We start from the raw sequence: 21,924 nt of genomic DNA on the forward strand, positions 1-21,924 counted from the left end.
CTCCTTCGTCACAAATATGAGTTCGTTACACTTCGAACAGTTCGATCTCTTTGCTGTCCTGCGTCAGCGTCACGATCGCTTTGCGGCGGCGGTTCGTATAGCCGCTGTAACGGCCGACGCGTTTAAATTTCCCTTTATAGTTCATGATGTTGACTTTTTCGACTTTGACGCCAAAAATTTTCTCAACGGCGTCTTTTACTTCCGTTTTGTTCGCTTTGACGTCGACTTCAAACGTATATTTTTTTTGCCCGATCAAGTCCATTGTGTTTTCCGTGATGATGGGGCGCTTAATAATGTCGCGAGGGTCTTTCATTATGCAAGCACCTCCTCTACCTTCTCCACGGCCGCCTTCGTAATGACGAGCTTGTCGTGGTTCAGCACATCAAGCACATTGATGCCGCTGGCCGCCACCACTTTGACGCCCGGGATGTTGCGCGCCGACAAATACACGGTTTCGTTCAATTCGTCGGTGACAATGAGCGCTTTCCGGTCAACCGAGAGGTTGTTCAAAATTTTTACCATTTCTTTCGTTTTCGGCGCTTCCAACGACAATTGGTCCAAGACAACGATGTCGTTTTCGAGCACTTTCGAAGACAAAGCCGATTTGATCGCCAAACGGCGAACTTTTTTCGGCAGTTTGTAGCTGTAGCTGCGCGGTACCGGACCGAAGACCGTGCCGCCGCCGCGCCATTGCGGAGCGCGAATCGAACCTTGGCGGGCGCGTCCTGTCCCTTTTTGACGCCACGGTTTGCGGCCGCCGCCGCTCACTTCAGCGCGGTTTTTCGTTTTGTGCGTTCCTTGGCGCATCGAAGCGCGTTGCATGATGACTGCTTCAAACAACACATGTTTATTTGGCTCAATCCCAAAAACGGCGTCGTTCAGTTCAATTTCGCCGACTGTCTGTCCGTTTTGGTTGTACAATGCTACTTTTGGCATTACGTAGTTCCTCCTTTCTTGGCCGGATGTTATTTCGCCTTCTTCGCCGCTTTCACAGCGCTTTTGACAATTACTAAGCCTTTTCTCGGTCCTGGCACATTGCCTTTAATGAGCAGTAAGTTGCGTTCCGGATCGACTTTGACGATTTTCAAGTTTTGGATCGTCACACGCTCGCCACCCATGCGGCCCGGCAAGTTTTTCGTTTTGAATACGCGGTTCGGCGCGATGGCCCCCATCGAACCAGGGCGACGATGGTAGCGAGAACCGTGAGCCATTGGTCCGCGCGATTGGCCGTGGCGCTTGATGGCCCCTTGGAACCCTTTCCCTTTCGAAGTGCCTGTGACGTCCACGATGTCGCCTTCGCTGAAAATGTCCACTTTCACTTCTTGACCCACTTCGTATTCATCCACGTTGGCGCCGCGGATTTCGCGAATGAAGCGCTTAGGTGCCGTGTTTGCTTTGGCAGCATGGCCGATTTGCGGTTTGTTGGCGCGCTTTTCGCGAATGTCTTCAAATCCTAATTGAATCGCTTCGTAACCGTCGTTTTCGATCGTTTTCTTTTGCAAAACGACGTTCGGCGTCGCTTCGATGACAGTTACCGGAATCAAATCGCCGTTTTCCGCAAATACTTGCGTCATACCGATTTTTCTTCCTAAGATTCCTTTCGTCATTGGTCACACCTCCCAATCCATTAAAGTTTAATTTCAATGTCCACACCGGACGGCAAATCCAATCGCATTAACGAATCCACCGTTTGCGGAGTCGGATTGATGATGTCAATCAAGCGCTTATGTGTCCGCATCTCGAATTGTTCACGGGAGTCTTTGTATTTGTGAACGGCGCGCAGGATCGTATACACCGTTCTTTCTGTCGGCAGCGGAATCGGACCCGACACTTTTGCCCCAGAACGTTTTGCGGTTTCCACAATTTTCTCCGCTGACTGATCCAAAATTCGATGATCGTAAGCTTTTAAACGAATGCGAATTTTTTCTTTTGCCATTTGGTTTCCCTCCTTCTTCGCCTATTTTGAAAATAGACTTCTCCACGGAAATTTCCTGCACACCGCCGTGGCAAAGCGGCCGGGTGTGTCAGCAACCTTCCGCTTCATCGCAGTCAAAGACCAACATTTGATATTATACTGGTATGTAAGGGAGATTGCAAGCCATTTCTTCGCTTTTCCCACACTTCTTCATTATACCGAGGCACCGGGCCGTTTTCAACATCGCCTCGGGAAAGGGAAGGTTGGAGGAGCTCATGCTAAGCACCTAGCTTGCTCGAAGAAAAAGGGTGAACCAACGTTGGAGGCGTCGCTCTTTTGGCCAAACAGGCAAAAGAAAAAGGCTGACCGAAAAAACGCCGCCGTTCAAGATCGCACAACTTGAAAGAAAACGAAAGAGGGTGTCCCGATCGTTTCCGGACACCCTCTTTTCGCTTCAATTATTCAATGATTTGCGATACCGAACCAGCGCCAACCGTGCGACCGCCTTCACGGATCGAGAATTTCGTTCCTTCTTCGATCGCGATCGGAGCGATCAGTTCGACCGTCATTTCGACGTTGTCGCCAGGCATAACCATCTCAACGCCTTCCGGAAGCGTGATGATGCCCGTTACGTCCGTCGTACGGAAGTAGAATTGCGGACGGTAGTTCGAGAAGAACGGCGTATGGCGTCCGCCTTCTTCTTTCGTCAAAACGTAAACTTGCGCTTTAAATTTCGTATGCGGCGTGATCGAGCCTGGTTTCGCCAACACTTGACCGCGCTCAACTTCATCGCGCGATACACCGCGGAGAAGCGCACCGATGTTGTCGCCGGCTTCCGCTTGGTCGAGAAGCTTGCGGAACATTTCTACGCCCGTAACCGTCGTCGATTTCGGTTCATCGGAAAGACCGATGATTTCAACCGGATCGCCGACTTTCAACGTACCGCGCTCAACACGGCCCGTCGCAACCGTACCGCGGCCCGTAATCGAGAAGACGTCCTCGATCGGCATCATGAACGGTTTGTCTACTTCACGTTGCGGCGTCGGGATGTACTCGTCAACCGCGTTCATCAGTTCAAGAATTTTTTCTTCCCATTGCGGGTCGCCTTCGAGCGCTTTTAATGCCGAACCTTTGATGACCGGCACTTCATCGCCCGGGAAGTCGTATTCAGAGAGCAGATCGCGAACTTCCATTTCAACGAGCTCAAGCAATTCTTCGTCGTCCACCATGTCGCATTTGTTCAAGAACACAACGATGTACGGAACGCCAACTTGGCGGGAGAGAAGAATGTGCTCGCGCGTTTGCGGCATCGGACCGTCCGCTGCCGATACAACAAGGATTGCACCGTCCATTTGCGCTGCGCCCGTGATCATGTTTTTGACGTAGTCCGCGTGCCCTGGGCAGTCAACGTGCGCATAGTGGCGATTGTCCGTTTCATACTCAACGTGCGCCGTCGAGATCGTGATTCCGCGCTCACGCTCTTCCGGAGCCGCGTCGATTTGGTCGTATGCTCTCGCTTCCGCCTTTCCTTGTTTTGCCAAAACCGTCGTGATGGCAGCTGTCAACGTCGTTTTCCCATGGTCAACGTGGCCGATCGTGCCGATGTTGACGTGCGGTTTCGTGCGTTCGAATTTCGCTTTAGCCATGAGAGATCCTCCTTAAAAATGAAAATATAATGGATATGGTTGTTAAGTATAGGATGCTTGGGAACAAAATGTTCCCAAGTCTTACTTACATAAGTATTTATAGCGAAACTAGCAAAAGAAATCAATTATTCGCCTTTATTTTTTTTGATAATTTCATCGGCGATGTTTTTCGGAACTTCTTCGTAATGATCAAACACCATCGAGAATGTTCCGCGCCCTTGCGTGTTCGAACGGAGCGATGTCGCATAACCGAACATTTCGGCCAGCGGCACCATCGCGCGAACGACTTGAGCGTTGCCGCGCGCTTCCATTCCCTCAACGCGGCCGCGCCGGGACGTGATGTCACCCATGATGTCACCAAGGTACTCTTCAGGAATGACCACTTCCACTTTCATGATCGGCTCCAACAGAACCGGATCACACTTCGCGGCGGCGTTTTTCAGCGCCATGGAAGCGGCGATTTTGAACGCCATTTCGCTCGAGTCGACATCGTGGTACGATCCGTCGAACAGTTTCGCTTTAATGTCGACAACCGGATAGCCGGCTAAGACGCCGTTTTGCATCGCTTCTTCCAGCCCCGCTTGAACGGCTGGCACGTATTCTTTCGGAACGACCCCACCGACGATGGCGTTCTCGAATTCGAAGCCTTTGCCGCGCTCGTTTGGCGAAAATTCAATCCAAACGTGACCGTATTGACCGCGGCCACCGGACTGACGGATAAACTTCCCTTCGACTTGCGCCGATTTGCGGAACGTTTCACGGTAAGCGACTTGCGGCGCGCCGACGTTCGCTTCGACTTTGAATTCACGGCGCATCCGGTCGACGATGATGTCAAGATGCAGCTCGCCCATTCCCGAGATGATCGTTTGTCCCGTTTCCGGATCGGTGTGAGCGCGGAATGTCGGGTCTTCTTCTTGCAATTTTTGCAACGCTTGGCTCATTTTGTCTTGGTCGGCTTTCGATTTTGGTTCGATCGCCACCGAAATGACCGGCTCTGGGAACTGCATCGATTCAAGAATGACAAGATTTTTCTCATCACATAGAGTATCGCCGGTCGTCGTGTCTTTTAAACCGACTGCGGCCGCAATATCGCCGGCATACACTTTCGAAATTTCTTGCCGGTGGTTCGCGTGCATTTGCAAGAGACGGCCGATCCGTTCGCGTTTGCGTTTCGTCGAGTTCATGACGTACGAGCCGGAATCAAGCGTGCCGGAATAGACGCGGAAGAACGTCAATTTTCCAACATACGGGTCGGTCATGATTTTGAACGCGAGCGCCGCAAATGGAGCGTCGTCACGCGCTTCGCGAGTCACTTCTTCTTCCGTATCCGGAACGATACCGCGAATCGCCGGAATGTCGATCGGAGACGGCAAGTAGTCGACAACCCCGTCAAGCAGCAGCTGAACGCCTTTGTTTTTGAAGGCCGAGCCGCAGAAGACCGGGAAGAATTCCACGCTGATCGTCGCTTTGCGGATCGCCGCTTTCAACTCTTCTTTCGTGATTTCTTCCCCTTCTAAATATTTCATCATCAGCTCTTCGTCAAGCTCAGCTACCGCTTCAATGAGCTTGGCGTGATATTCTTCCGCCATATCGCGGTAGTCTTCCGGAATGTCGATGCGCTCGATGTTTTTGCCGAGCTCATCGTGATAATGATACGCGCACATTTCGACAAGGTCGATGATGCCAGAAAACTGGTCCTCAGCGCCAATCGGCAGCTGCACTGGATGCGCGTTTGCTTGCAGGCGGTCATGAAGCGTTTTTACCGCATACAAGAAATCGGCGCCGATTTTGTCCATTTTGTTGACAAACACAATCCGCGGAACACCGTAAGTCGTTGCTTGACGCCAAACGGTTTCCGTTTGCGGCTCTACGCCGGATTGCGCGTCCAATACGGTAATCGCGCCGTCCAACACGCGCAACGACCGCTCAACCTCAACCGTAAAGTCGACGTGCCCCGGCGTGTCAATGATGTTGATGCGATGGCCTTTCCATTGCGCCGTTGTCGCCGCCGACGTAATCGTAATCCCGCGTTCTTGTTCTTGCTCCATCCAGTCCATCGTGGCTGCGCCTTCGTGCACTTCCCCGATTTTATGAACGCGGCCGGTGTAGAACAAGATCCGCTCGGTTGTCGTCGTTTTCCCGGCGTCAATGTGCGCCATGATCCCGATGTTGCGAGTGTTTTCTAAGGAGAACTCTCGTGCCATAGCGGTTATTTTCTCCTTCCTTCAATATAAAGTATAAACAGATGGCGCCGCCCTCTTTTCTTTCACAAAGCGGAACAGCCTTGCTGAAAAAAGCTCCAATATATAGGAAGATAGGTGAACAGGCAGCGATCGTGCCTTCTCACCTATTCCTTTTAAGTTAAGCGGCGGTCCTTACCAGCGGTAGTGGGCGAAAGCTTTGTTCGCTTCGGCCATTTTGTGCGTGTCTTCGCGTTTTTTCACCGCTGCGCCCGTGTTGTTGGCAGCGTCCATAATTTCGTTTGCCAAGCGCTCTTCCATCGTTTTTTCATTGCGAAGGCGGGCGTATTGCACGAGCCAACGCAGACCGAGGGAAATGCGGCGGTCCGGACGGACTTCGACCGGAACTTGGTAGTTCGCCCCACCGACGCGGCGAGCGCGCACTTCCAACACCGGCATCACGTTTTTCAACGCTTGCTCAAACACTTCCATCGGATCTTTACCCGTGCGTTCACGGATCATATCAAACGATGTATAAAGAATTTTTTGTGCTTTCGATTTTTTGCCGTCAACCATAATTTTATTGATCAGACGGGTAACCAGTTTGGAATTGTAAATCGGATCCGGCAATACGTCACGCTTAGCAACAGGGCCTCTACGTGGCATAGTGTTTCCTCCCTTCAGGAAAACATTCTCTTCATTTCATTATTTTTTCGCTGCTTTTGGTTTTTTCGCACCGTACTTCGAACGACCTTGCATCCGGTTCGCTACGCCAGCGGTATCGAGCGCGCCGCGGATGATATGGTAGCGCACCCCTGGCAAGTCTTTGACACGTCCGCCGCGGATCAACACAACGCTATGCTCTTGCAAGTTGTGGCCAATCCCCGGAATATAGGCCGTTACTTCAATGCCGTTCGTCAGGCGGACACGGGCGTACTTCCGAAGCGCCGAGTTCGGTTTTTTCGGCGTCATTGTGCCAACACGCGTGCATACGCCGCGCTTTTGCGGAGACGACACGTTCGTTTGTTCTTTTTTGAAGCTGTTGTACCCTTTGTTCAACGCAGGGGATTTTGACTTAAATACTTTTTTCTCGCGTCCTTTGCGGACCAGTTGGTTGATTGTAGGCATGAAAAGCTCCTCCTTTCGCGTGTTTTAAGCCCACATATCCAGGCGGTTCATCTTTTATGCAAACAAAGGTTTAAAGGCAAAAGAAAAGCGCTTAGCGAAGAATCGCCACCGCGGCCGCGCCGACCTGGATTTTGCAAGCTTTGCCGAGCTTTTTCATCGAATCGACTTTCGTGACCGGCACATTCGCCTCATTGGCGGCCGTCGTCACTTGCTCGATGATCGGCGAGTCGGCATCCGTCGCCACGATCACTTCTACCGCTTTCCCTTCCTTTAAAGCCCTTATCGTTTGTTTGGTTCCAATCACAATTTTCCCAGCCTGTAATACTTTTTCATAAGACATGTAACATATCCTCCAAAGTACCAGGTTGTTGGAACACCTTTATTAGACTACCATTTTCTTTGGCGATTGTCAACAGCATTTTGCAGTCGGTGCCGCCGCTAAGGATAACCTTAGCGGGCGGCGCCGTTCACATTATTTGGACGAAACCGGGTCGCCGGCCGTTTCTTTCTTGATGGCCGGTTTTACGTTGCGATAGCGAGCCATGCCGGTTCCGGCCGGGACCAATTTTCCGATAATGACGTTTTCCTTCAAGCCAAGGAGCTCATCGCGTTTTCCTTTGATGGCTGCATCCGTCAAGACGCGCGTTGTTTCTTGGAACGAAGCAGCCGACAAGAACGAATCGGTCTCCAGCGAGGCTTTGGTAATGCCAAGCAGCACTTGACGAGCCGTGGCCGGGCGTTTTCCTTCGCGCAGAGCTTGGGCATTGACGTCCGTAAATTGATGAACGTCCAACAGCGTGCCCGGCAGCACGTCGGTGTCTCCGGCATCAATGACGCGCACTTTGCGCAGCATTTGCCGCACCATGACCTCAATGTGCTTATCGCTGATTTCCACCCCTTGCATCCGGTAAACTTTTTGTACTTCGCGGAGCAAGTATTCTTGGACGGACGTGATGTCGCGCACGCGCAGCAGCTGTTTCGGGTCAACCGAGCCTTCCGTCAGCTCTTGGCCGCGTTCGACACCCTGCCCTTCTTGGACTTTCAGCCGCGCGTTGTACGGCGCTACGTACGTGCGCGTTTCCACCTCGCTTTGGACGACGATTTCATATTGGTTGTCGCGCGTTTCGTTAATCGAAATAACCGTGCCGTCGATTTCCGAAATCACGGCTTGCCCTTTCGGATTGCGCGCTTCAAACAGCTCTTGCACCCGCGGCAACCCTTGGGTGATATCATCGCCGGCGACGCCGCCTGTATGGAACGTCCGCATCGTCAGCTGCGTGCCCGGCTCGCCGATCGACTGAGCGGCGATGATGCCGACCGCTTCGCCAACTTCGACGTCCATGCCGGTCGCCATGTTGCGGCCATAACATTTTTTGCAGACGCCATGGCGCGTGTTGCAGGCGAAGACGGAGCGAATCCACACTTCCGTTATGCCGGCTTTCACGATCTCATTGGCGATATCTTCGGTGATCATCTCGTCTTTGCGAACGATCACCTCTCCCGTTTCCGGATGGCGCACCGTTTTATGCGCATAGCGGCCGACAAGCCGTTCCTCGAGCTTGACCACCACTTCTGTGCCGTCGGTCAGCGCTCGCGCCAAAATGCCGCGGTCGGTGCCGCAATCTTCCTCGCGGACGATGACGTCTTGCGCCACGTCGACGAGGCGGCGCGTGAGGTAACCCGAGTCGGCTGTTTTGAGCGCCGTATCCGCCAACCCTTTCCGCGCGCCGTGTGTGGAGATAAAGTATTCCAAGACCGTCAAACCTTCGCGGAACGACGACTTGATCGGCAGCTCGATGATCCGGCCGGCCGGGTTGGCCATCAAGCCGCGCATCCCCGCAAGCTGCGTAAAGTTCGAGGCGTTCCCGCGAGCGCCGGAATCGCTCATCATAAAAATCGGGTTGCGCTTGTCGAGCGATTTCATCAGCCGGTCTTGAATTTTGTCTTTCGCCGCGCTCCAGATGGAAATGACGCGCTCATACCGCTCTTCGTCGGTAATCAATCCGCGGCGGAACTGCTTCAAAACCGTATCGACTTTCGTTTGCGCTTCATCCAAAATTTCTTGTTTTTCCGGCAAAACGACGATGTCAGCGACACCGATCGTGATGCCCGCCTTCGTCGAATATTGGAAGCCGAGGTCTTTCATCCGGTCAAGCATTTTCGATGTTTCAGTAATTTTGAAACGCTTGAACACTTCAGCGATAATTTGCCCGAGCACTTTTTTCTTAAACGGCGGGACAGGCTCGCGTTTGCGAATCTCTTCGCGCACGTTGACCCCTTTGTCAAGGAAGTACTTATCCGGCGTCCGCCCTTCAATGTTTTCCGTTGTCGGCTCGTTGATGTACGGGAACGACTTCGGCAAAATTTCATTGAAAATGAGCTTGCCGACGGTCGTCAGGAGCAGCTTGCTGTTTTGTTCCTCAGTAAACGTTTCGTTGTTCAGCGAGCCGGCATGAATGGCGATGCGCGAATGGAGATGGACGTAACCGTTATGATAAGCAAGCAACGCCTCGTCCGTGTCTTTGAACACCATGCCTTCGCCGATGGCCCCTTCGCGCTCCATCGTCAAGTAGTAGTTTCCTAAAACCATGTCTTGCGATGGGGTAACGACCGGTTTGCCGTCTTTCGGGTTCAAAATGTTTTGCGCCGCCAACATCAACAAGCGCGCTTCGGCTTGCGCCTCAGCCGACAACGGCACGTGCACGGCCATTTGGTCGCCGTCGAAGTCGGCGTTGTACGCCGTACAAACGAGCGGATGAAGACGGATCGCCCGCCCTTCGACAAGCGTCGGCTCGAACGCCTGAATGCCGAGACGGTGCAGCGTCGGGGCGCGGTTTAACAGCACCGGATGTTCTTTAATGACATCTTCGAGCACATCCCATACTTCCGGATGGACGCGCTCGATTTTCCGTTTCGCGCTTTTAATGTTGTGCGCCAAGCCCCGCTCGACAAGCTCCTTCATAACAAACGGCTTAAACAGCTCAAGCGCCATTTCTTTCGGCAAGCCGCATTGATACATTTTCAAGTTCGGGCCGACGACAATGACGGAACGGCCGGAATAGTCGACCCGCTTGCCGAGCAAGTTTTGCCGGAAGCGGCCTTGCTTCCCTTTCAGCATATGAGAGAGCGACTTTAACGGACGGTTCCCGGGACCCGTCACCGGACGGCCGCGGCGGCCGTTGTCGATCAACGCATCAACGGCCTCTTGCAACATCCGTTTCTCGTTTTGGACGATAATGTTCGGCGCGCCGAGGTCGAGAAGCCGTTTCAGCCGATTGTTGCGGTTGATGACGCGGCGGTACAAATCGTTTAAGTCCGACGTCGCAAACCGACCGCCGTCAAGCTGCACCATCGGGCGCAATTCCGGTGGAATGACCGGCAGCACATCAAGCACCATCCATGCTGGATCGTTTCCTGAGCTGCGGAACGCCTCAAGTACCTCTAGGCGCTTAATGATGCGGGTGCGCCGCTGACCTTGCGCCGTTTTCAACTCCTCTTTCAGCGCGTTGACTTCTTTATCTAAATCAATGTCCTGGAGCAGTTTTTTGATCGCCTCCGCCCCCATCGACGCTTGGAATGATTGGCCGTATTTTTCGCGATAGGCGCGGTACTCTTTTTCCGACAGCAGCTGTTTTTTCTCAAGCGGTGTATCGCCCGGGTCGGTGACGACGTAGGAAGCAAAATAAATGACTTCCTCAAGCGCCCGCGGCGACATGTCAAGGACGAGCCCCATTCGGCTTGGGATCCCTTTGAAATACCAAATGTGCGACACCGGGGCGGCGAGCTCAATATGGCCCATCCGTTCGCGGCGAACTTTCGAACGCGTCACTTCGACGCCGCAACGGTCGCAGACGACGCCTTTGTAGCGAACGCGCTTATATTTGCCGCAGTGGCACTCCCAGTCTTTCGTCGGGCCGAAAATGCGCTCGCAAAACAGGCCGTCCTTTTCCGGCTTCAGCGTCCGGTAGTTGATCGTCTCCGGCTTTTTCACTTCGCCGTACGACCAAGAACGAATTTTTTCTGGGGAAGCGAGCCCGATTTTCATGTACTCAAATTTATTGACATCCAGCAAGGGGTATACCTCCCTTATTTGATCCGTCGGTTTTGCTCCATGGCTTGTTTGCCGTCCATCCGCTCGAACGGCCGGCGGCGGGGGAATCCCCCCGCCTAACCGTCATGACCGCTTCACTCTTTCGTCACGACATCTTTTTCTTCGTCAGCTTCTTCCGCTTCAACCGGCTTGACGTCAGCCATAATGGCGTCCGGAACATGGTCGTCATCGTCATCAAAGTGTTCCATGTTGATCTCTTGCTCGTCGCTCGTCAAAACCGTGACGTCCATGCCCAAGCTTTGCAATTCCTTAATCAACACTTTAAACGACTCCGGCACCCCCGGCTCAGGGATATTCTCCCCTTTGACGATCGCCTCGTACGTTTTGACGCGGCCGACGACGTCATCGGACTTGACAGTTAGGATTTCTTGCAGCGTATAGGCAGCTCCGTACGCCTCAAGCGCCCATACTTCCATTTCGCCAAAGCGCTGGCCGCCAAACTGCGCCTTGCCGCCAAGCGGCTGTTGCGTGACGAGCGAATACGGGCCCGTCGAGCGAGCGTGAAGCTTGTCGTCCACCATGTGGGCGAGTTTGATCATGTACATAATCCCGACTGACACGCGGTTGTCAAACGGCTCACCGGTGCGGCCGTCATACAGCACGGTTTTCGCGTCGCGGGCCATGCCGGCCTCTTCGAGAATGTTCCATACATCCTCTTCCGTTGCGCCGTCAAAGACCGGAGAGGCGATATGCAAGCCGAGCTTTTTCGCCGCCATGCCAAGGTGCAGCTCAAACACTTGCCCAATGTTCATCCGCGACGGAACGCCGAGCGGGTTTAGCATGATATCAACCGGGGTGCCATCCGGCAAGAACGGCATATCTTCTTCCGGAAGAATACGGGAAATGACCCCTTTGTTCCCGTGGCGACCAGCCATTTTGTCACCTTCGGAAATTTTTCGCTTTTGCACAATGTAAACGCGCACCAATTGGTTGACGCCTGGCGGAAGCTCGTCGCCGTCTTCGCGGTTGAACACTTTGACATCGAGGACGATGCCGCCGCCGCCGTGCGGCACACGCAATGACGTATCGCGCACCTCGCGCGCTTTTTCCCCGAAGATCGCGTGCAGCAGCCGTTCTTCAGCCGTCAGTTCGGTCATCCCTTTTGGCGTCACTTTGCCAACGAGCAAGTCGCCGTCCTTCACTTCTGCACCGATGCGGACGATGCCGCGTTCATCCAAGTTTCTCAGCGCGTCTTCACCGACGTTCGGGATGTCGCGCGTAATTTCTTCCGGGCCGAGCTTCGTATCACGCGATTCGGCTTCGTATTCTTCGATATGAATTGACGTGTACACATCTTCTTTGACGAGCCGCTCGCTCATAATGATGGCATCCTCATAGTTGTAACCATCCCATGTCATGAAGGCGACGAGCACGTTGCGGCCAAGAGCGAGTTCGCCTTTATCCATCGACGGACCGTCCGCCAAAATCTCGCCTTTCTCGACAATGTCGCCTTTTTTCACAATTGGCCGTTGATTGTAGCACGTGCCTTGGTTCGAGCGCACAAATTTCAGCAGCCGATATTTATCTAAATCACCCTTGACTTCTTTGCCGTCGACTTCAATGAGCCGGCGCACCCAAATTTCCTTCGCCTCCACGCGTTCGACAATGCCGCGGTGTTTGCAAATGACCGCCGCGCCGGAGTCTTTCGCCGAGACGTACTCCATGCCCGTGCCGACGATCGGCGCTTCCGGCTCGAGCAGCGGCACCGCTTGTCGCTGCATGTTGGCTCCCATCAAGGCGCGGTTCGAGTCGTCGTTTTCCAAAAACGGAATGCAAGCGGTCGCGGCCGAGACGACTTGTTTGGGCGAAACGTCCATGTAGTCGACGCGGTCGCGCTTGACAACGATGTTTTCGCCGCGGAAACGGGCGATGACGTTTTCTTCAAGAAACGTTCCGTCTTCGGCAAGCGGCACGTTCGCCTGCGCCACGACATAGTTATCTTCCTCGTCGGCCGTCAAATAATCAATATGGTCGGTTACTCTCCCTGTTTCCGGGTCAACGCGCCGGTACGGCGTCTCAATAAAGCCGAACTTGTTCACTTTCGCGTAGGTCGACAACGAGTTGATGAGGCCGATGTTCGGACCTTCCGGCGTCTCGATCGGACACATCCGCCCGTAGTGCGAATAGTGAACATCGCGCACCTCAAACCCGGCGCGCTCGCGCGTCAATCCGCCAGGGCCAAGCGCGGACAGGCGGCGCTTATGCGTCAGTTCGGCCAACGGGTTCGTTTGATCCATGAACTGCGACAGCTGCGAGCTGCCGAAAAACTCTTTGATCGACGCAATGACTGGCCGAATGTTGATCAACTGCTGTGGTGTAATCGTATTTGTATCTTGGATCGACATGCGTTCGCGCACAACGCGCTCCATGCGCGATAGGCCGATGCGGAATTGGTTTTGCAGCAGTTCGCCGACCGAACGGAGGCGGCGGTTGCCTAAATGGTCGATGTCATCCGTATCGCCGACGCCGTGGAGCAAGTTGAAGAAATAGCTGATCGACGCAATGATGTCCGCTGGCGTAATATGTTTCACATCCTCAGCAATAAAGCCGTTGCCGATGACATTGATCACTTTGTCGCCATCTAAATCATTCGGGGCGTAAATTTTGACCGTCTGCACGGAAATGTCGCCGTCCGCCACCCCTTCAATCGGTCGGTACGTTCGCAAACCGATGCCTTTTTCCAAATAAGGAAGAAGACGGTTCAGCGTTCGGCGGTCGATCATCGCTCCCGCTTCCGCAATGACCTCCCCGGTTTCCGGGTCGGCGATCGTCTCAGCGAGCCGCTGATTGAACAGCCGGTTTTTAATATGAAGCTTTTTGTTGATTTTATAGCGCCCCACGCTGGCCAAGTCGTAGCGTTTCGGGTCAAAAAAGCGCGACGCCAGCAAATTTTTCGCGTTCTCAAGCGTCGGCGGCTCGCCTGGACGGAGGCGCTCATAAATTTCGATCAACGCCTTTTCTGTGCTGTCGGTATTATCTTTTTCGAGCGTATTGCGCAAGTATTCATTGTCGCCAAGCAGATCGATGATTTCTTGGTCGGAGCTGAACCCGAGCGCACGAAGAAGCACCGTCACCGGCAGTTTGCGGGTGCGGTCGATACGCACGTAAACGACGTCTTTCGCATCGGTTTCGTACTCAAGCCATGCGCCGCGGTTCGGAATCACCGTCGCCGAGTAGCCGCGCTTGCCGTTTTTGTCCACTTTGTCGCTGTAGTACACGCTTGGTGAACGAACGAGCTGGGACACAATGACGCGTTCCGCTCCGTTGATGATAAACGTCCCGGTTTCCGTCATGAGCGGAAAATCACCCATAAACACGTCTTGTTCCTTCACTTCGCCCGTTTCCTTATTGATCAGGCGAACTTTGACGCGAAGCGGAGCCGCATATGTAACATCGCGTTCTTTCGCCTCTTCCACCGAGTATTTTGGCTCTCCTAAACTATAGTCGATAAATTCAAGCGAGAGATTGCCGGAAAAATCTTCGATCGGGGAAATTTCCTTGAACATTTCCCGCAGCCCTTCATCGAGAAACCATTGGTAAGAGGACGTTTGAATTTCAATCAAGTTCGGCAATTCCAGCACTTCGCTAATGCGTGCGTAGCTTCTGCGTTGGCGGTGTCGCCCGTATTGAACCAGTCGGCCTGTCAAGAGTGATTCACCCCTCAAATGTAGACATTATGAAAACCGGAACCGGAACGTGGTCGCCAACGGATCGGAAGGGACATAAAAAACCATCCCTATCAGTTGGCCCGCTCCGTCATTCCGGGGCAAAGCAGGCATGCTTGCGGCCGGCCCCCGCCGTCCGGGCGGAAACGGCTTTGCTTGCGTGCACCACCGTTTCGGGAAAGGGGATTTCAACACGCTCCCGGTGCGAGGAAACCAGGCGTTGAATGGGGAAAAAAAGAAAATGGTTTCTATTGCAATAGAAAACCATATGGTTCATTGCTTATGGATTTTATCATTTTTTCCATTGCACACAAAATTATACGTCTCCCCTTTACACGGGAAATGTGCCTATTTAGCATTTTATAATGCTACCACAATCAAAAAACGGTGTCAACATTTTTTCGCCTTTATGATATAATATCCTTTTTTCTTGGCGACGACTTCTACAACGGGAAACCATTCGTTCAGCTTTTGCAAAGCGGAAGGGGCGCCTTGTTTTTTTTGGATGACCACCCATAGCTCGCCTTGATCAAGCAGATGATCGCGGCTTTGTTCAAAAATTGCGTACACGACCCGCTTGCCGGCCCGGATCGGCGGATTGGTGATAATGGCCGCAAACCGCTGTTCGCCGACTGCGGAAAACAGGTCGCTTTGATAAACGACCGCATTGGCAATCGTATTGGCTCGCCTGTTTGTCTCCGCCAGCTCGAGCGCCCGTTCGTTGATGTCAATCATGTGAACACGCCGATCTGGAAACGATCGAGCCAAGGCCAACCCGATCGGCCCGTATCCACAGCCGACATCCAACCAATCCCCCGCCACTTCAGGCTCTTCGAACGTTTCGATTAACAAGCGTGTACCAAAGTCCACGTCACGTTTCGAAAACACTCCGCTGTCCGTCGTGAAGCGGAATTCATGTCCTCGCAGCACGTACGTCCACGTTTGCGGATTTCGCTCCGACGCTGGACGGACCGAGTAATAATGCTCACTCACGATCGTTCCCTCCTTTTTTTGCTGACAGATTGCACCGCCTTCATCCCATAGTGTAACAAAAAAGAGACCGACCCTTGCTTCGGGCCAGCCTCTTTTTTCAGCGGCGCAGCCATTACTTGACTTCGACTTTCGCGCCAACTTCTTCGAGTTTTGCTTTAATTTCTTCAGCTTCTTCTTTGGAGACAGCTTCTTTGATCGGTTTCGGCGTGTTGTCAACCAAGTCTTTCGCTTCTTTCAAGCCAAGGCCAGTAAGTTCACGAACGACTTTGATGACCTTGATTTTTTGCGCACCAGCGTCAGCGAGAATGACATCGAATTCGGTTTTCTCAGCCGCCGCTTCAGCGCCAGCCGCTGCGCCGCCCGCTACAACAACCGGAGCCGCAGCCGTTACGCCAAATTCTTCTTCAATCGCTTTAACAAGTTCGTTTAATTCCAATACCGTCATGTTTTTCACTGCTTCAATGATTTGTTCTTTCGTCATCGTGACTTCCTCCTTTTTTGATCATGATCGTTTACGCATATCCGAGCGCGCTGTTACGCGCCTTGCTCTTCTTGCTTGTCAGCCACCGCTTTAACCGCAAGCGCCAAGTTGCGGATCGGGGCTTGAAGGACGCTAAGCAGCATCGAAAGCAAGCCTTCGCGGGACGGGAGTTTGGCCAAGGCATCGATTTCTTCTTTGCTGGCGACGTTTCCTTCAATGACACCGCCCTTGATTTCCAACGCCTCGTGCGTTTTAGCAAATTCGCTTAAAATTTTCGCCGGCGCCACGACATCTTCATTGCTGAAGGCAATGGCGTTCGGACCCGTAAACACTTCATCCAATCCTTCCAAGCCGACTTCCGCGAGCGCCCGGCGGGTTAATGTGTTCTTGTACACTTTAAACTCAATGCCCGCCTCACGCAGCTGTTTACGCAGCTCGGTCATTTCCGCCACGTTCAAGCCGCGGTAGTCGACGATGACCGTCGCCTTGCTGGCCCGGAATTTATCCGCGATTTCAGCGACGACCTGTTTTTTCAGTTCAATCGCGCTCGACACGTTCTGCACCTCCTGTGAAAAGAATCGAAGAATACCACTTATACCGCTTGGGCGTTCAACCAAAAACCTCCATGCCGCGTAGACATGGAGGTATCGTTCAGCGCACCGAACGGAAAACAGACGACGCGCTGTTCTATCGTCCACATACCTCGGTAGGAAATTAAGCCGCAAACGGGCACCTACTGTCTACGGTACAAATGATATTCATTTGCTCAGCCAAATGGCATTTTAGCAGATGGGCAAGCAAAAGTCAACGGTTATTGCGCGACAGCTACCGTCGACGGATCAACTTTGATGCCAGGGCCCATCGTTGACGTAATGGTGACGTTTTTCACGTACGTCCCTTTCGCCGCCGCCGGCTTCGCTTTCAAAATCGCTTCGTAAACAGCGGCGAAGTTTTCAGCCAGCTTCTCGTTGTCAAACGACACTTTGCCGATTGGAACATGGATGTTCCCTGCTTTATCAACGCGGTACTCCACTTTCCCGGCTTTGATTTCTTGCACCGCTTTCGCAACATCAAACGTGACGGTTCCGGTTTTCGGGTTTGGCATCAAGCCTTTCGGGCCTAAGATGCGGCCGAGTTTCCCGACTTCGCCCATCATGTCCGGCGTAGCAACGACGACGTCAAAGTCAAACCAACCTTGCTGGATTTTGTTGATATATTCGGTATCGCCGACATAGTCAGCGCCAGCGGCTTCCGCTTCTTTCGCTTTTTCCCCTTTCGCGAATACCAACACGCGCGCGACTTTCCCTGTGCCATGCGGCAGGACGACAGCGCCGCGGATTTGCTGGTCCGCTTTTTTCGGGTCAACGCCCAAACGGAACGCGACTTCGACCGTGGCGTCAAACTTCGCTACGTTCGTTTTCTTCACGAGCTCGATCGCTTCGGCAATCGGGTACGCTTTAAAGCGATCAACAAGCTTCAATGCTTCCAAGTATTTTTTTCCTCTTTTTGGCATATAAAACATCCTCCTCGGTTGTGGTTGTAGCGGAAAAAACCTCCCACACGAAACGCTCTTCACCCCGCGAAGAAAGTGAAGAAAGGCGCGGCAGGCAAGTGTCATTCATGGAGAAAGAGGTTGCCACTTGATGCAACCTCTCCTCCCGAGCCGCGCGACAGCATTAGTCTTCAATCACGATGCCCATGCTGCGGGCCGTGCCTTCGACCATGCGCATGGCGGCTTCAATGCTCGCCGCGTTCAAATCCGGCATTTTCAGCTCGGCGATCTCACGCACTTTGTCGCGTTTGATCGTCGCCACTTTGTTGCGGTTCGGTTCGCCGGAGCCCGATTCAATGCCAGCCGCTTTTTTCAGCAATACAGCGGCAGGCGGCGTTTTCGTGATGAATGTAAACGAACGGTCTTCAAAAACCGTAATTTCAACCGGAATGATCAACCCTGCTTGATCAGCCGTGCGAGCATTAAACTCTTTGCAAAACGCCATAATATTGACACCGGCTTGACCGAGCGCAGGACCTACTGGCGGCGCCGGATTCGCTTTTCCTGCAGGAATTTGCAATTTGACGACCTTGATGACTTTTTTCGCCACGAGACACACCTCCTTACGTCCGTGATGTGGTATTAGGGATTGCCCCTCCCACTCATCCGGCTCCCCATCTTATGAGCCGTTTCGATATCTCCCGTTTCCGTTGAGAGGATCAGCAGAACAATAACAGGCTCCCTTATACGCGCCGGTATAAGTTCATTGCTTGATGTCTCCGGTTCAGAGACATACTGACTTTAAAATAGTATCACTTTTCCCTAGTAATTGCAAGTTCTTTATCCAGCTAGATTTTTTCAATTTGGGAAAACTCGAGCTCCATCCGCGTTTCGCGCCCAAACATATCGATCAACAGTTTCACTTTATGCTTGTCTGGGTCAATAGCTTCAATTTTCCCGACAAAGTTCGCAAACGGCCCTTCTTTGATGCGGACCATTTCGTTCACTTCGTAGTCGACGTCCACCTCAGCGAGCGGCATGCCCATCCGCTTCAAAATTAGTTTGACTTCCTCCTCCATCAGCGGCGTCGGTTTTGAGCCGGCTCCGCTTGAGCCGACAAATCCGGTCACCCCCGGCGTATTGCGCACTACATACCATGAGTCGTCCGTCATGACCATTTCAACAAGCACATAGCCAGGAAACACTTTTTTCTTGGTCGTTTTTCGTTTTCCGTTTTTCACGTCGGTCTCGGTCTCTTCCGGAACGATGACGCGAAAAATTTTATCCTGCATCCCCATCGATTCAACACGCTTTTCCAAATTCGCCTTCACTTTGTTTTCGTATCCCGAATAGGTATGGACGACATACCAGTTTTTCTCCATCAGCGAGCCTCCCTCGGGCGGTTTTTATCCCATTTTTGCGCAAAACAAAAACCCGTTGCCGGGTTCCATGCTCGTGCGATTATCTTTCATTATAGCATATCATTCGCCTGCTTATTCAGACAAAAGACGAATGAGTTCGGAAATGCCGAGGTCGACAACGGCAAAAAAGACGGTGAAAAACACCACCGTAGCCAACACAATCGCCGTATAGTTCACCAATTCCTTCCGGTTGGGCCAGCTTACTTTTTTTAGCTCGCGCACAACTTCACGCAAAAAATTTGTTATCCGCTGCATCACTCGTACCTCCACGATCGCTCCAAACTGTCTCCATCACCGGTTTGATTTGGCGATGGACCGCACGCTTGCCGCATCTTGGTCAGCACTAGGCGCGCGCCGATCGTCTGCGCGGCAACGGCGCTGTTCGACGCTCCAACGTTCCGCCTGTTTCAGCCAGATGTCCATAAAAATTTATCATACTGTCCGTTCCGCTGTCAATGTCATGTTTTTCTCCTTGTCGCTGCCGACACGCCACCTACAAATGAACTTCACGATATTCCAAGTATTTTTCCAGCTTCCGCTTGACGCGCTGCAACGCGTTATCAATCGACTTGACATGGCGGTTCAATTCTTCGGAAATTTCTTGGTACGAGCGCCCATCCAAATATAACGCGAGCACTTTCCGCTCGAGGTCGCTTAACAGCTCAGCCATCTTCAACTCAATGTCCCCTACTTCCTCACGGTTGACGATCAGCTGTTCCGGATCGGTCGCCTGCGTGCCGGACAGCACGTCCATCAGCGTGCGGTCCGATTCATCATCATAAATCGGTTTGTCCAAAGACACATATGAATTGAGCGGAATATGCTTTTGGCGGGTCGCCGTTTTAATGGCGGTGATCATTTGCCTAGTGATGCAAAGTTCTGCAAACGCTTTAAACGAAGAAAGCTTGTCCCCCTTGAAGTCGCGGACGGCCTTATACAGGCCGATCATCCCTTCCTGCACGATATCCTCCCGGTCAGCGCCGACCAAAAAATAGGAGCGGGCCTTAGCGCGCACAAAATTTTGGTACTTATGGATCAAAAAATCGAGCGCTTCCCGATCCCCCTCGTGAACAAGCGCAACAAGCTGTTCGTCATCAAGGTGGCGGTAATCCTTGATTTTATGTACGTTGACGCATTCCCCCACGCTGATCCCCCCGACCGCATAACTCGCTATTATTTATTATACAGGACAAATTTTTACAGCGTCAACCGCTCATTTTTGCCCTCTTCGCCATTTTTCGAAGATTTCGGCAACTTGGTCACTGAGCGGCATTTTCGAGGTTGGGGTGTGCTGTTTGATATCGCTCAGTTTTTTGGAAATGTCCCGCTCGACCGATTCGACCTCATATAACAGCTCGCGGGCTGATTTGCGCAAGGCCCCTTGGCTGAACACCGTCCACTGCTCGGTGTAGTCGGAGGTAGCGACGTACACTTTTGTGCGCGCGTTCATCAATGTTTTTGCCAACCGTTCAATCCGCTCATCGGCTGTCTCATGTTCTTTTGTAAAAATGACGTCAATATCATAATGCTTATATTTTTTTTCATTGCCTTGCACGAGGTGGGCGTCAAACACAATGACGACATGATCGCCGGTGAATCCTTTATAATCGGCCAATTTCGCAATTAACAAATCCCTTGCCGCTGCCAGATCGCCCTCTTCTTTCAGCCGGCGCAGCGCCGGCCATGCCCCGATCATGTTATAGCCGTCGACAATCAAAATGTTCATCGGCTATTCCCCTAACGGATACCGCTTCCGGTACACCTCGTACATGAGCAGGCTGGCGGCGACAGAGGCATTGAGCGAGGTGACGTGCCCGCGCATCGGCAGCCGAACCAAAAAATCGCATTTTTCCAGCACCAACCGGCTGATCCCTTTCCCTTCGCTGCCGATCACGAGCGCCAGCGGCATCGTGCCATCGAGCGAACGGTAGTCATCTTTGGCAGCCGCATCGGTGCCGGCGATCCAGACGCCGCGCTCTTTCAGCTCGTCCATCGTCCGCGCCAAGTTTGTGACACGCGCGACTGGAACGTGCTCAATTGCCCCGGTCGAAGCCTTGGCCACCGTTGGGGTCAGCCCGACCGAACGCCGCTTCGGAATGATGAGGCCATGCGCCCCGACGGCGTCAGCGGTGCGCATGATCGCCCCTAAATTGTGCGGATCCTCAAGCTCGTCCAAAATGAGAAAAAACGGCGCCTCGCCCCGCTCGGCGGCGCGAGCGAACAAGTCATCAATTTCATAGTAGCGGTAAGCCGCCGCCTGGGCGATCACCCCTTGATGGGCCCCTTCCGCCATTTGGTCCAGCTTGCGTTTCGGGACGTATTGAACGAGCACGCCCCGCCGTTTCGCCCATTCAAGCACAGGTTCGACGGTATGGCGCTGCGCCCCTTCAGCGATCCAAATTTTATTGATGTCACGCCCCGCTTTGAGCGCTTCAATGACCGGATTTTTACCGATAATGTAGTCCATCATTCCAACGCCCTTTCTTCCCTTTCAATAATGGCAAAGGAACGGCTGATCAATTCCATAATCCGTGCTTCGTTATTCACTAAAAAATGATACCCAATCAGCGCTTCAAAGGCCGTGCTGTGCCGATACGTTTGCACATCGGTATTTTTGGGGATCGTGCCGGATTTGGCGTTGCGGCCGCGGCGAACAATCTCTTTTTCCTCATCGGTCAGCACGCCTTCGTCAAGCAGCGCGAAAATGACTTTCGCTTGCGCCCGCGCCGACACATAGCGAACCGCCCGCCGGTGCAGCTCATGCGGCCGAACGTTCCCAGCCACAAGCAAATGGCGGCGCACGTACACCTCATAAACCGCATCGCCGATGTAAGCGAGCGCCAAACCGTTTAACTGCCCTGCATTCTCGACTGTCTCAAACGGCATCATCGC

At 52.9% G+C, this 21,924-nt stretch carries 23 protein-coding genes and 1 other annotated feature; all 23 genes read right to left on the reverse strand.

What is annotated here, in order from left to right:
* Nucleotides 1-25: 25 nt before the first annotated feature.
* The 23 genes from rplW to B4113_RS01930 all read right to left on the reverse strand — a co-directional run bounded on the left by rplW (nt 26) and on the right by B4113_RS01930 (nt 21,921).
* Nucleotides 26-313 carry a 50S ribosomal protein L23 gene (gene rplW, locus B4113_RS01820; protein ID WP_061912142.1) on the reverse strand — a complete coding sequence of 96 codons (288 nt, stop codon included), beginning with the start codon at nt 311-313 and terminating at the stop codon, nt 26-28.
* Nucleotides 313-936 (reverse strand): 50S ribosomal protein L4, encoded by a 624-nt coding sequence (rplD, locus tag B4113_RS01825; RefSeq protein WP_033021001.1) that lies wholly within the window; start codon nt 934-936, stop codon nt 313-315. The genes rplW and rplD overlap by 1 nt, the downstream gene beginning before the upstream one ends.
* A gap of 29 nt (nt 937-965) precedes the next feature.
* A complete protein-coding gene (gene rplC / locus B4113_RS01830) occupies nt 966-1,607 on the reverse strand; it encodes a 50S ribosomal protein L3 (protein WP_033021002.1) in 642 nt (213 codons plus the stop codon).
* Between the two features lie 20 nt (nt 1,608-1,627).
* Nucleotides 1,628-1,936 (reverse strand): 30S ribosomal protein S10, encoded by a 309-nt coding sequence (gene rpsJ, locus B4113_RS01835; RefSeq protein ID WP_008881945.1) that lies wholly within the window; start codon nt 1,934-1,936, stop codon nt 1,628-1,630.
* Nucleotides 1,937-2,373: 437 nt separating this feature from the next.
* Complete coding sequence (gene tuf / locus B4113_RS01845) at nt 2,374-3,561, reverse strand: elongation factor Tu (protein WP_033021003.1); 1,188 nt, start codon at nt 3,559-3,561, stop codon at nt 2,374-2,376.
* Between the two features lie 125 nt (nt 3,562-3,686).
* On the reverse strand, nt 3,687-5,765 hold the full coding sequence (gene fusA / locus B4113_RS01850; protein ID WP_033021005.1) for an elongation factor G: 2,079 nt from the start codon (nt 5,763-5,765) through the stop codon (nt 3,687-3,689).
* A 171-nt stretch (nt 5,766-5,936) separates the two neighbouring features.
* Nucleotides 5,937-6,407, reverse strand: a complete 471-nt coding sequence (rpsG, locus tag B4113_RS01855; protein WP_033021007.1) for a 30S ribosomal protein S7 — start codon at nt 6,405-6,407, stop codon at nt 5,937-5,939.
* A gap of 39 nt (nt 6,408-6,446) precedes the next feature.
* A complete protein-coding gene (gene rpsL, locus B4113_RS01860) occupies nt 6,447-6,869 on the reverse strand; it encodes a 30S ribosomal protein S12 (protein ID WP_033021009.1) in 423 nt (140 codons plus the stop codon).
* 91 nt (nt 6,870-6,960) lie between these two features.
* Nucleotides 6,961-7,209 (reverse strand): 50S ribosomal protein L7ae-like protein, encoded by a 249-nt coding sequence (locus B4113_RS01865; protein ID WP_033021011.1) that lies wholly within the window; start codon nt 7,207-7,209, stop codon nt 6,961-6,963.
* 132 nt (nt 7,210-7,341) lie between these two features.
* Nucleotides 7,342-10,941 carry a DNA-directed RNA polymerase subunit beta' gene (gene rpoC, locus B4113_RS01870; RefSeq protein ID WP_033021013.1) on the reverse strand — a complete coding sequence of 1,200 codons (3,600 nt, stop codon included), beginning with the start codon at nt 10,939-10,941 and terminating at the stop codon, nt 7,342-7,344.
* 113 nt (nt 10,942-11,054) lie between these two features.
* Complete coding sequence (rpoB, locus tag B4113_RS01875; protein WP_033021017.1) at nt 11,055-14,627, reverse strand: DNA-directed RNA polymerase subunit beta; 3,573 nt, start codon at nt 14,625-14,627, stop codon at nt 11,055-11,057.
* A 408-nt stretch (nt 14,628-15,035) separates the two neighbouring features.
* Nucleotides 15,036-15,638: a class I SAM-dependent methyltransferase gene (locus tag B4113_RS01880; protein WP_033021019.1), complete on the reverse strand. Its 603-nt coding sequence runs from the start codon at nt 15,636-15,638 to the stop codon at nt 15,036-15,038.
* Nucleotides 15,639-15,750: 112 nt separating this feature from the next.
* Nucleotides 15,751-16,119: a 50S ribosomal protein L7/L12 gene (gene rplL, locus B4113_RS01885; RefSeq protein ID WP_033008641.1), complete on the reverse strand. Its 369-nt coding sequence runs from the start codon at nt 16,117-16,119 to the stop codon at nt 15,751-15,753.
* A gap of 53 nt (nt 16,120-16,172) precedes the next feature.
* On the reverse strand, nt 16,173-16,673 hold the full coding sequence (gene rplJ, locus B4113_RS01890) for a 50S ribosomal protein L10 (protein WP_033021021.1): 501 nt from the start codon (nt 16,671-16,673) through the stop codon (nt 16,173-16,175).
* Nucleotides 16,674-16,724: 51 nt separating this feature from the next.
* Nucleotides 16,725-16,883: a sequence feature (ribosomal protein L10 leader region), on the reverse strand.
* Between the two features lie 47 nt (nt 16,884-16,930).
* Nucleotides 16,931-17,632 carry a 50S ribosomal protein L1 gene (gene rplA / locus B4113_RS01895; protein ID WP_033021026.1) on the reverse strand — a complete coding sequence of 234 codons (702 nt, stop codon included), beginning with the start codon at nt 17,630-17,632 and terminating at the stop codon, nt 16,931-16,933.
* A 163-nt stretch (nt 17,633-17,795) separates the two neighbouring features.
* Entirely contained in the window at nt 17,796-18,221 is a 426-nt protein-coding gene (gene rplK, locus B4113_RS01900) for a 50S ribosomal protein L11 (protein WP_033842689.1), read from the reverse strand.
* A gap of 238 nt (nt 18,222-18,459) precedes the next feature.
* Nucleotides 18,460-18,993: a transcription termination/antitermination protein NusG gene (gene nusG, locus B4113_RS01905; protein ID WP_033021037.1), complete on the reverse strand. Its 534-nt coding sequence runs from the start codon at nt 18,991-18,993 to the stop codon at nt 18,460-18,462.
* Nucleotides 18,994-19,104: 111 nt separating this feature from the next.
* A complete protein-coding gene (gene secE, locus B4113_RS01910) occupies nt 19,105-19,287 on the reverse strand; it encodes a preprotein translocase subunit SecE (RefSeq protein ID WP_033021039.1) in 183 nt (60 codons plus the stop codon).
* Between the two features lie 36 nt (nt 19,288-19,323).
* The gene (locus B4113_RS20915) at nt 19,324-19,455 is read right to left on the reverse strand and encodes a hypothetical protein (RefSeq protein ID WP_255358694.1); all 132 of its coding nucleotides are present in this window, start codon (nt 19,453-19,455) and stop codon (nt 19,324-19,326) included.
* 70 nt (nt 19,456-19,525) lie between these two features.
* The gene (gene sigH / locus B4113_RS01915; protein ID WP_369802213.1) at nt 19,526-20,209 is read right to left on the reverse strand and encodes an RNA polymerase sporulation sigma factor SigH; all 684 of its coding nucleotides are present in this window, start codon (nt 20,207-20,209) and stop codon (nt 19,526-19,528) included.
* 36 nt (nt 20,210-20,245) lie between these two features.
* A complete protein-coding gene (locus B4113_RS01920; protein ID WP_033021043.1) occupies nt 20,246-20,758 on the reverse strand; it encodes an NYN domain-containing protein in 513 nt (170 codons plus the stop codon).
* A gap of 3 nt (nt 20,759-20,761) precedes the next feature.
* A complete protein-coding gene (rlmB, locus tag B4113_RS01925; protein ID WP_033021045.1) occupies nt 20,762-21,499 on the reverse strand; it encodes a 23S rRNA (guanosine(2251)-2'-O)-methyltransferase RlmB in 738 nt (245 codons plus the stop codon).
* Nucleotides 21,499-21,921 (reverse strand): Mini-ribonuclease 3, encoded by a 423-nt coding sequence (locus tag B4113_RS01930; protein ID WP_033021047.1) that lies wholly within the window; start codon nt 21,919-21,921, stop codon nt 21,499-21,501. The genes rlmB and B4113_RS01930 overlap by 1 nt, the downstream gene beginning before the upstream one ends.
* Between the last annotated feature and the right edge of the window lie 3 nt (nt 21,922-21,924).

Source organism: Geobacillus sp. B4113_201601 (assembly GCF_001587475.1).
GTDB lineage: Bacteria > Bacillota > Bacilli > Bacillales > Anoxybacillaceae > Geobacillus > Geobacillus icigianus.

Bases quoted from the DNA above. Each gene is read 5' to 3' on its own strand.
- rplW (WP_061912142.1), bottom strand. From the start codon at position 313: ATGAAAGACCCTCGCGACATTATTAAGCGCCCCATCATCACGGAAAAC.
- rplD (WP_033021001.1), bottom strand. From the start codon at position 936: ATGCCAAAAGTAGCATTGTACAACCAAAACGGACAGACAGTCGGCGAA.
- rplC (WP_033021002.1), bottom strand. From the start codon at position 1,607: ATGACGAAAGGAATCTTAGGAAGAAAAATCGGTATGACGCAAGTATTT.
- rpsJ (WP_008881945.1), bottom strand. From the start codon at position 1,936: ATGGCAAAAGAAAAAATTCGCATTCGTTTAAAAGCTTACGATCATCGA.
- tuf (WP_033021003.1), bottom strand. From the start codon at position 3,561: ATGGCTAAAGCGAAATTCGAACGCACGAAACCGCACGTCAACATCGGC.
- fusA (WP_033021005.1), bottom strand. From the start codon at position 5,765: ATGGCACGAGAGTTCTCCTTAGAAAACACTCGCAACATCGGGATCATG.
- rpsG (WP_033021007.1), bottom strand. From the start codon at position 6,407: ATGCCACGTAGAGGCCCTGTTGCTAAGCGTGACGTATTGCCGGATCCG.
- rpsL (WP_033021009.1), bottom strand. From the start codon at position 6,869: ATGCCTACAATCAACCAACTGGTCCGCAAAGGACGCGAGAAAAAAGTA.
- B4113_RS01865 (WP_033021011.1), bottom strand. From the start codon at position 7,209: ATGTCTTATGAAAAAGTATTACAGGCTGGGAAAATTGTGATTGGAACC.
- rplL (WP_033008641.1), bottom strand. From the start codon at position 16,119: ATGACGAAAGAACAAATCATTGAAGCAGTGAAAAACATGACGGTATTG.
- rplA (WP_033021026.1), bottom strand. From the start codon at position 17,632: ATGCCAAAAAGAGGAAAAAAATACTTGGAAGCATTGAAGCTTGTTGAT.
- nusG (WP_033021037.1), bottom strand. From the start codon at position 18,993: ATGGAGAAAAACTGGTATGTCGTCCATACCTATTCGGGATACGAAAAC.
- secE (WP_033021039.1), bottom strand. From the start codon at position 19,287: ATGCAGCGGATAACAAATTTTTTGCGTGAAGTTGTGCGCGAGCTAAAA.
- B4113_RS20915 (WP_255358694.1), bottom strand. From the start codon at position 19,455: ATGGACATCTGGCTGAAACAGGCGGAACGTTGGAGCGTCGAACAGCGC.
- B4113_RS01920 (WP_033021043.1), bottom strand. From the start codon at position 20,758: ATGAACATTTTGATTGTCGACGGCTATAACATGATCGGGGCATGGCCG.
- rlmB (WP_033021045.1), bottom strand. From the start codon at position 21,499: ATGGACTACATTATCGGTAAAAATCCGGTCATTGAAGCGCTCAAAGCG.
- B4113_RS01930 (WP_033021047.1), bottom strand. From the start codon at position 21,921: ATGATGCCGTTTGAGACAGTCGAGAATGCAGGGCAGTTAAACGGTTTG.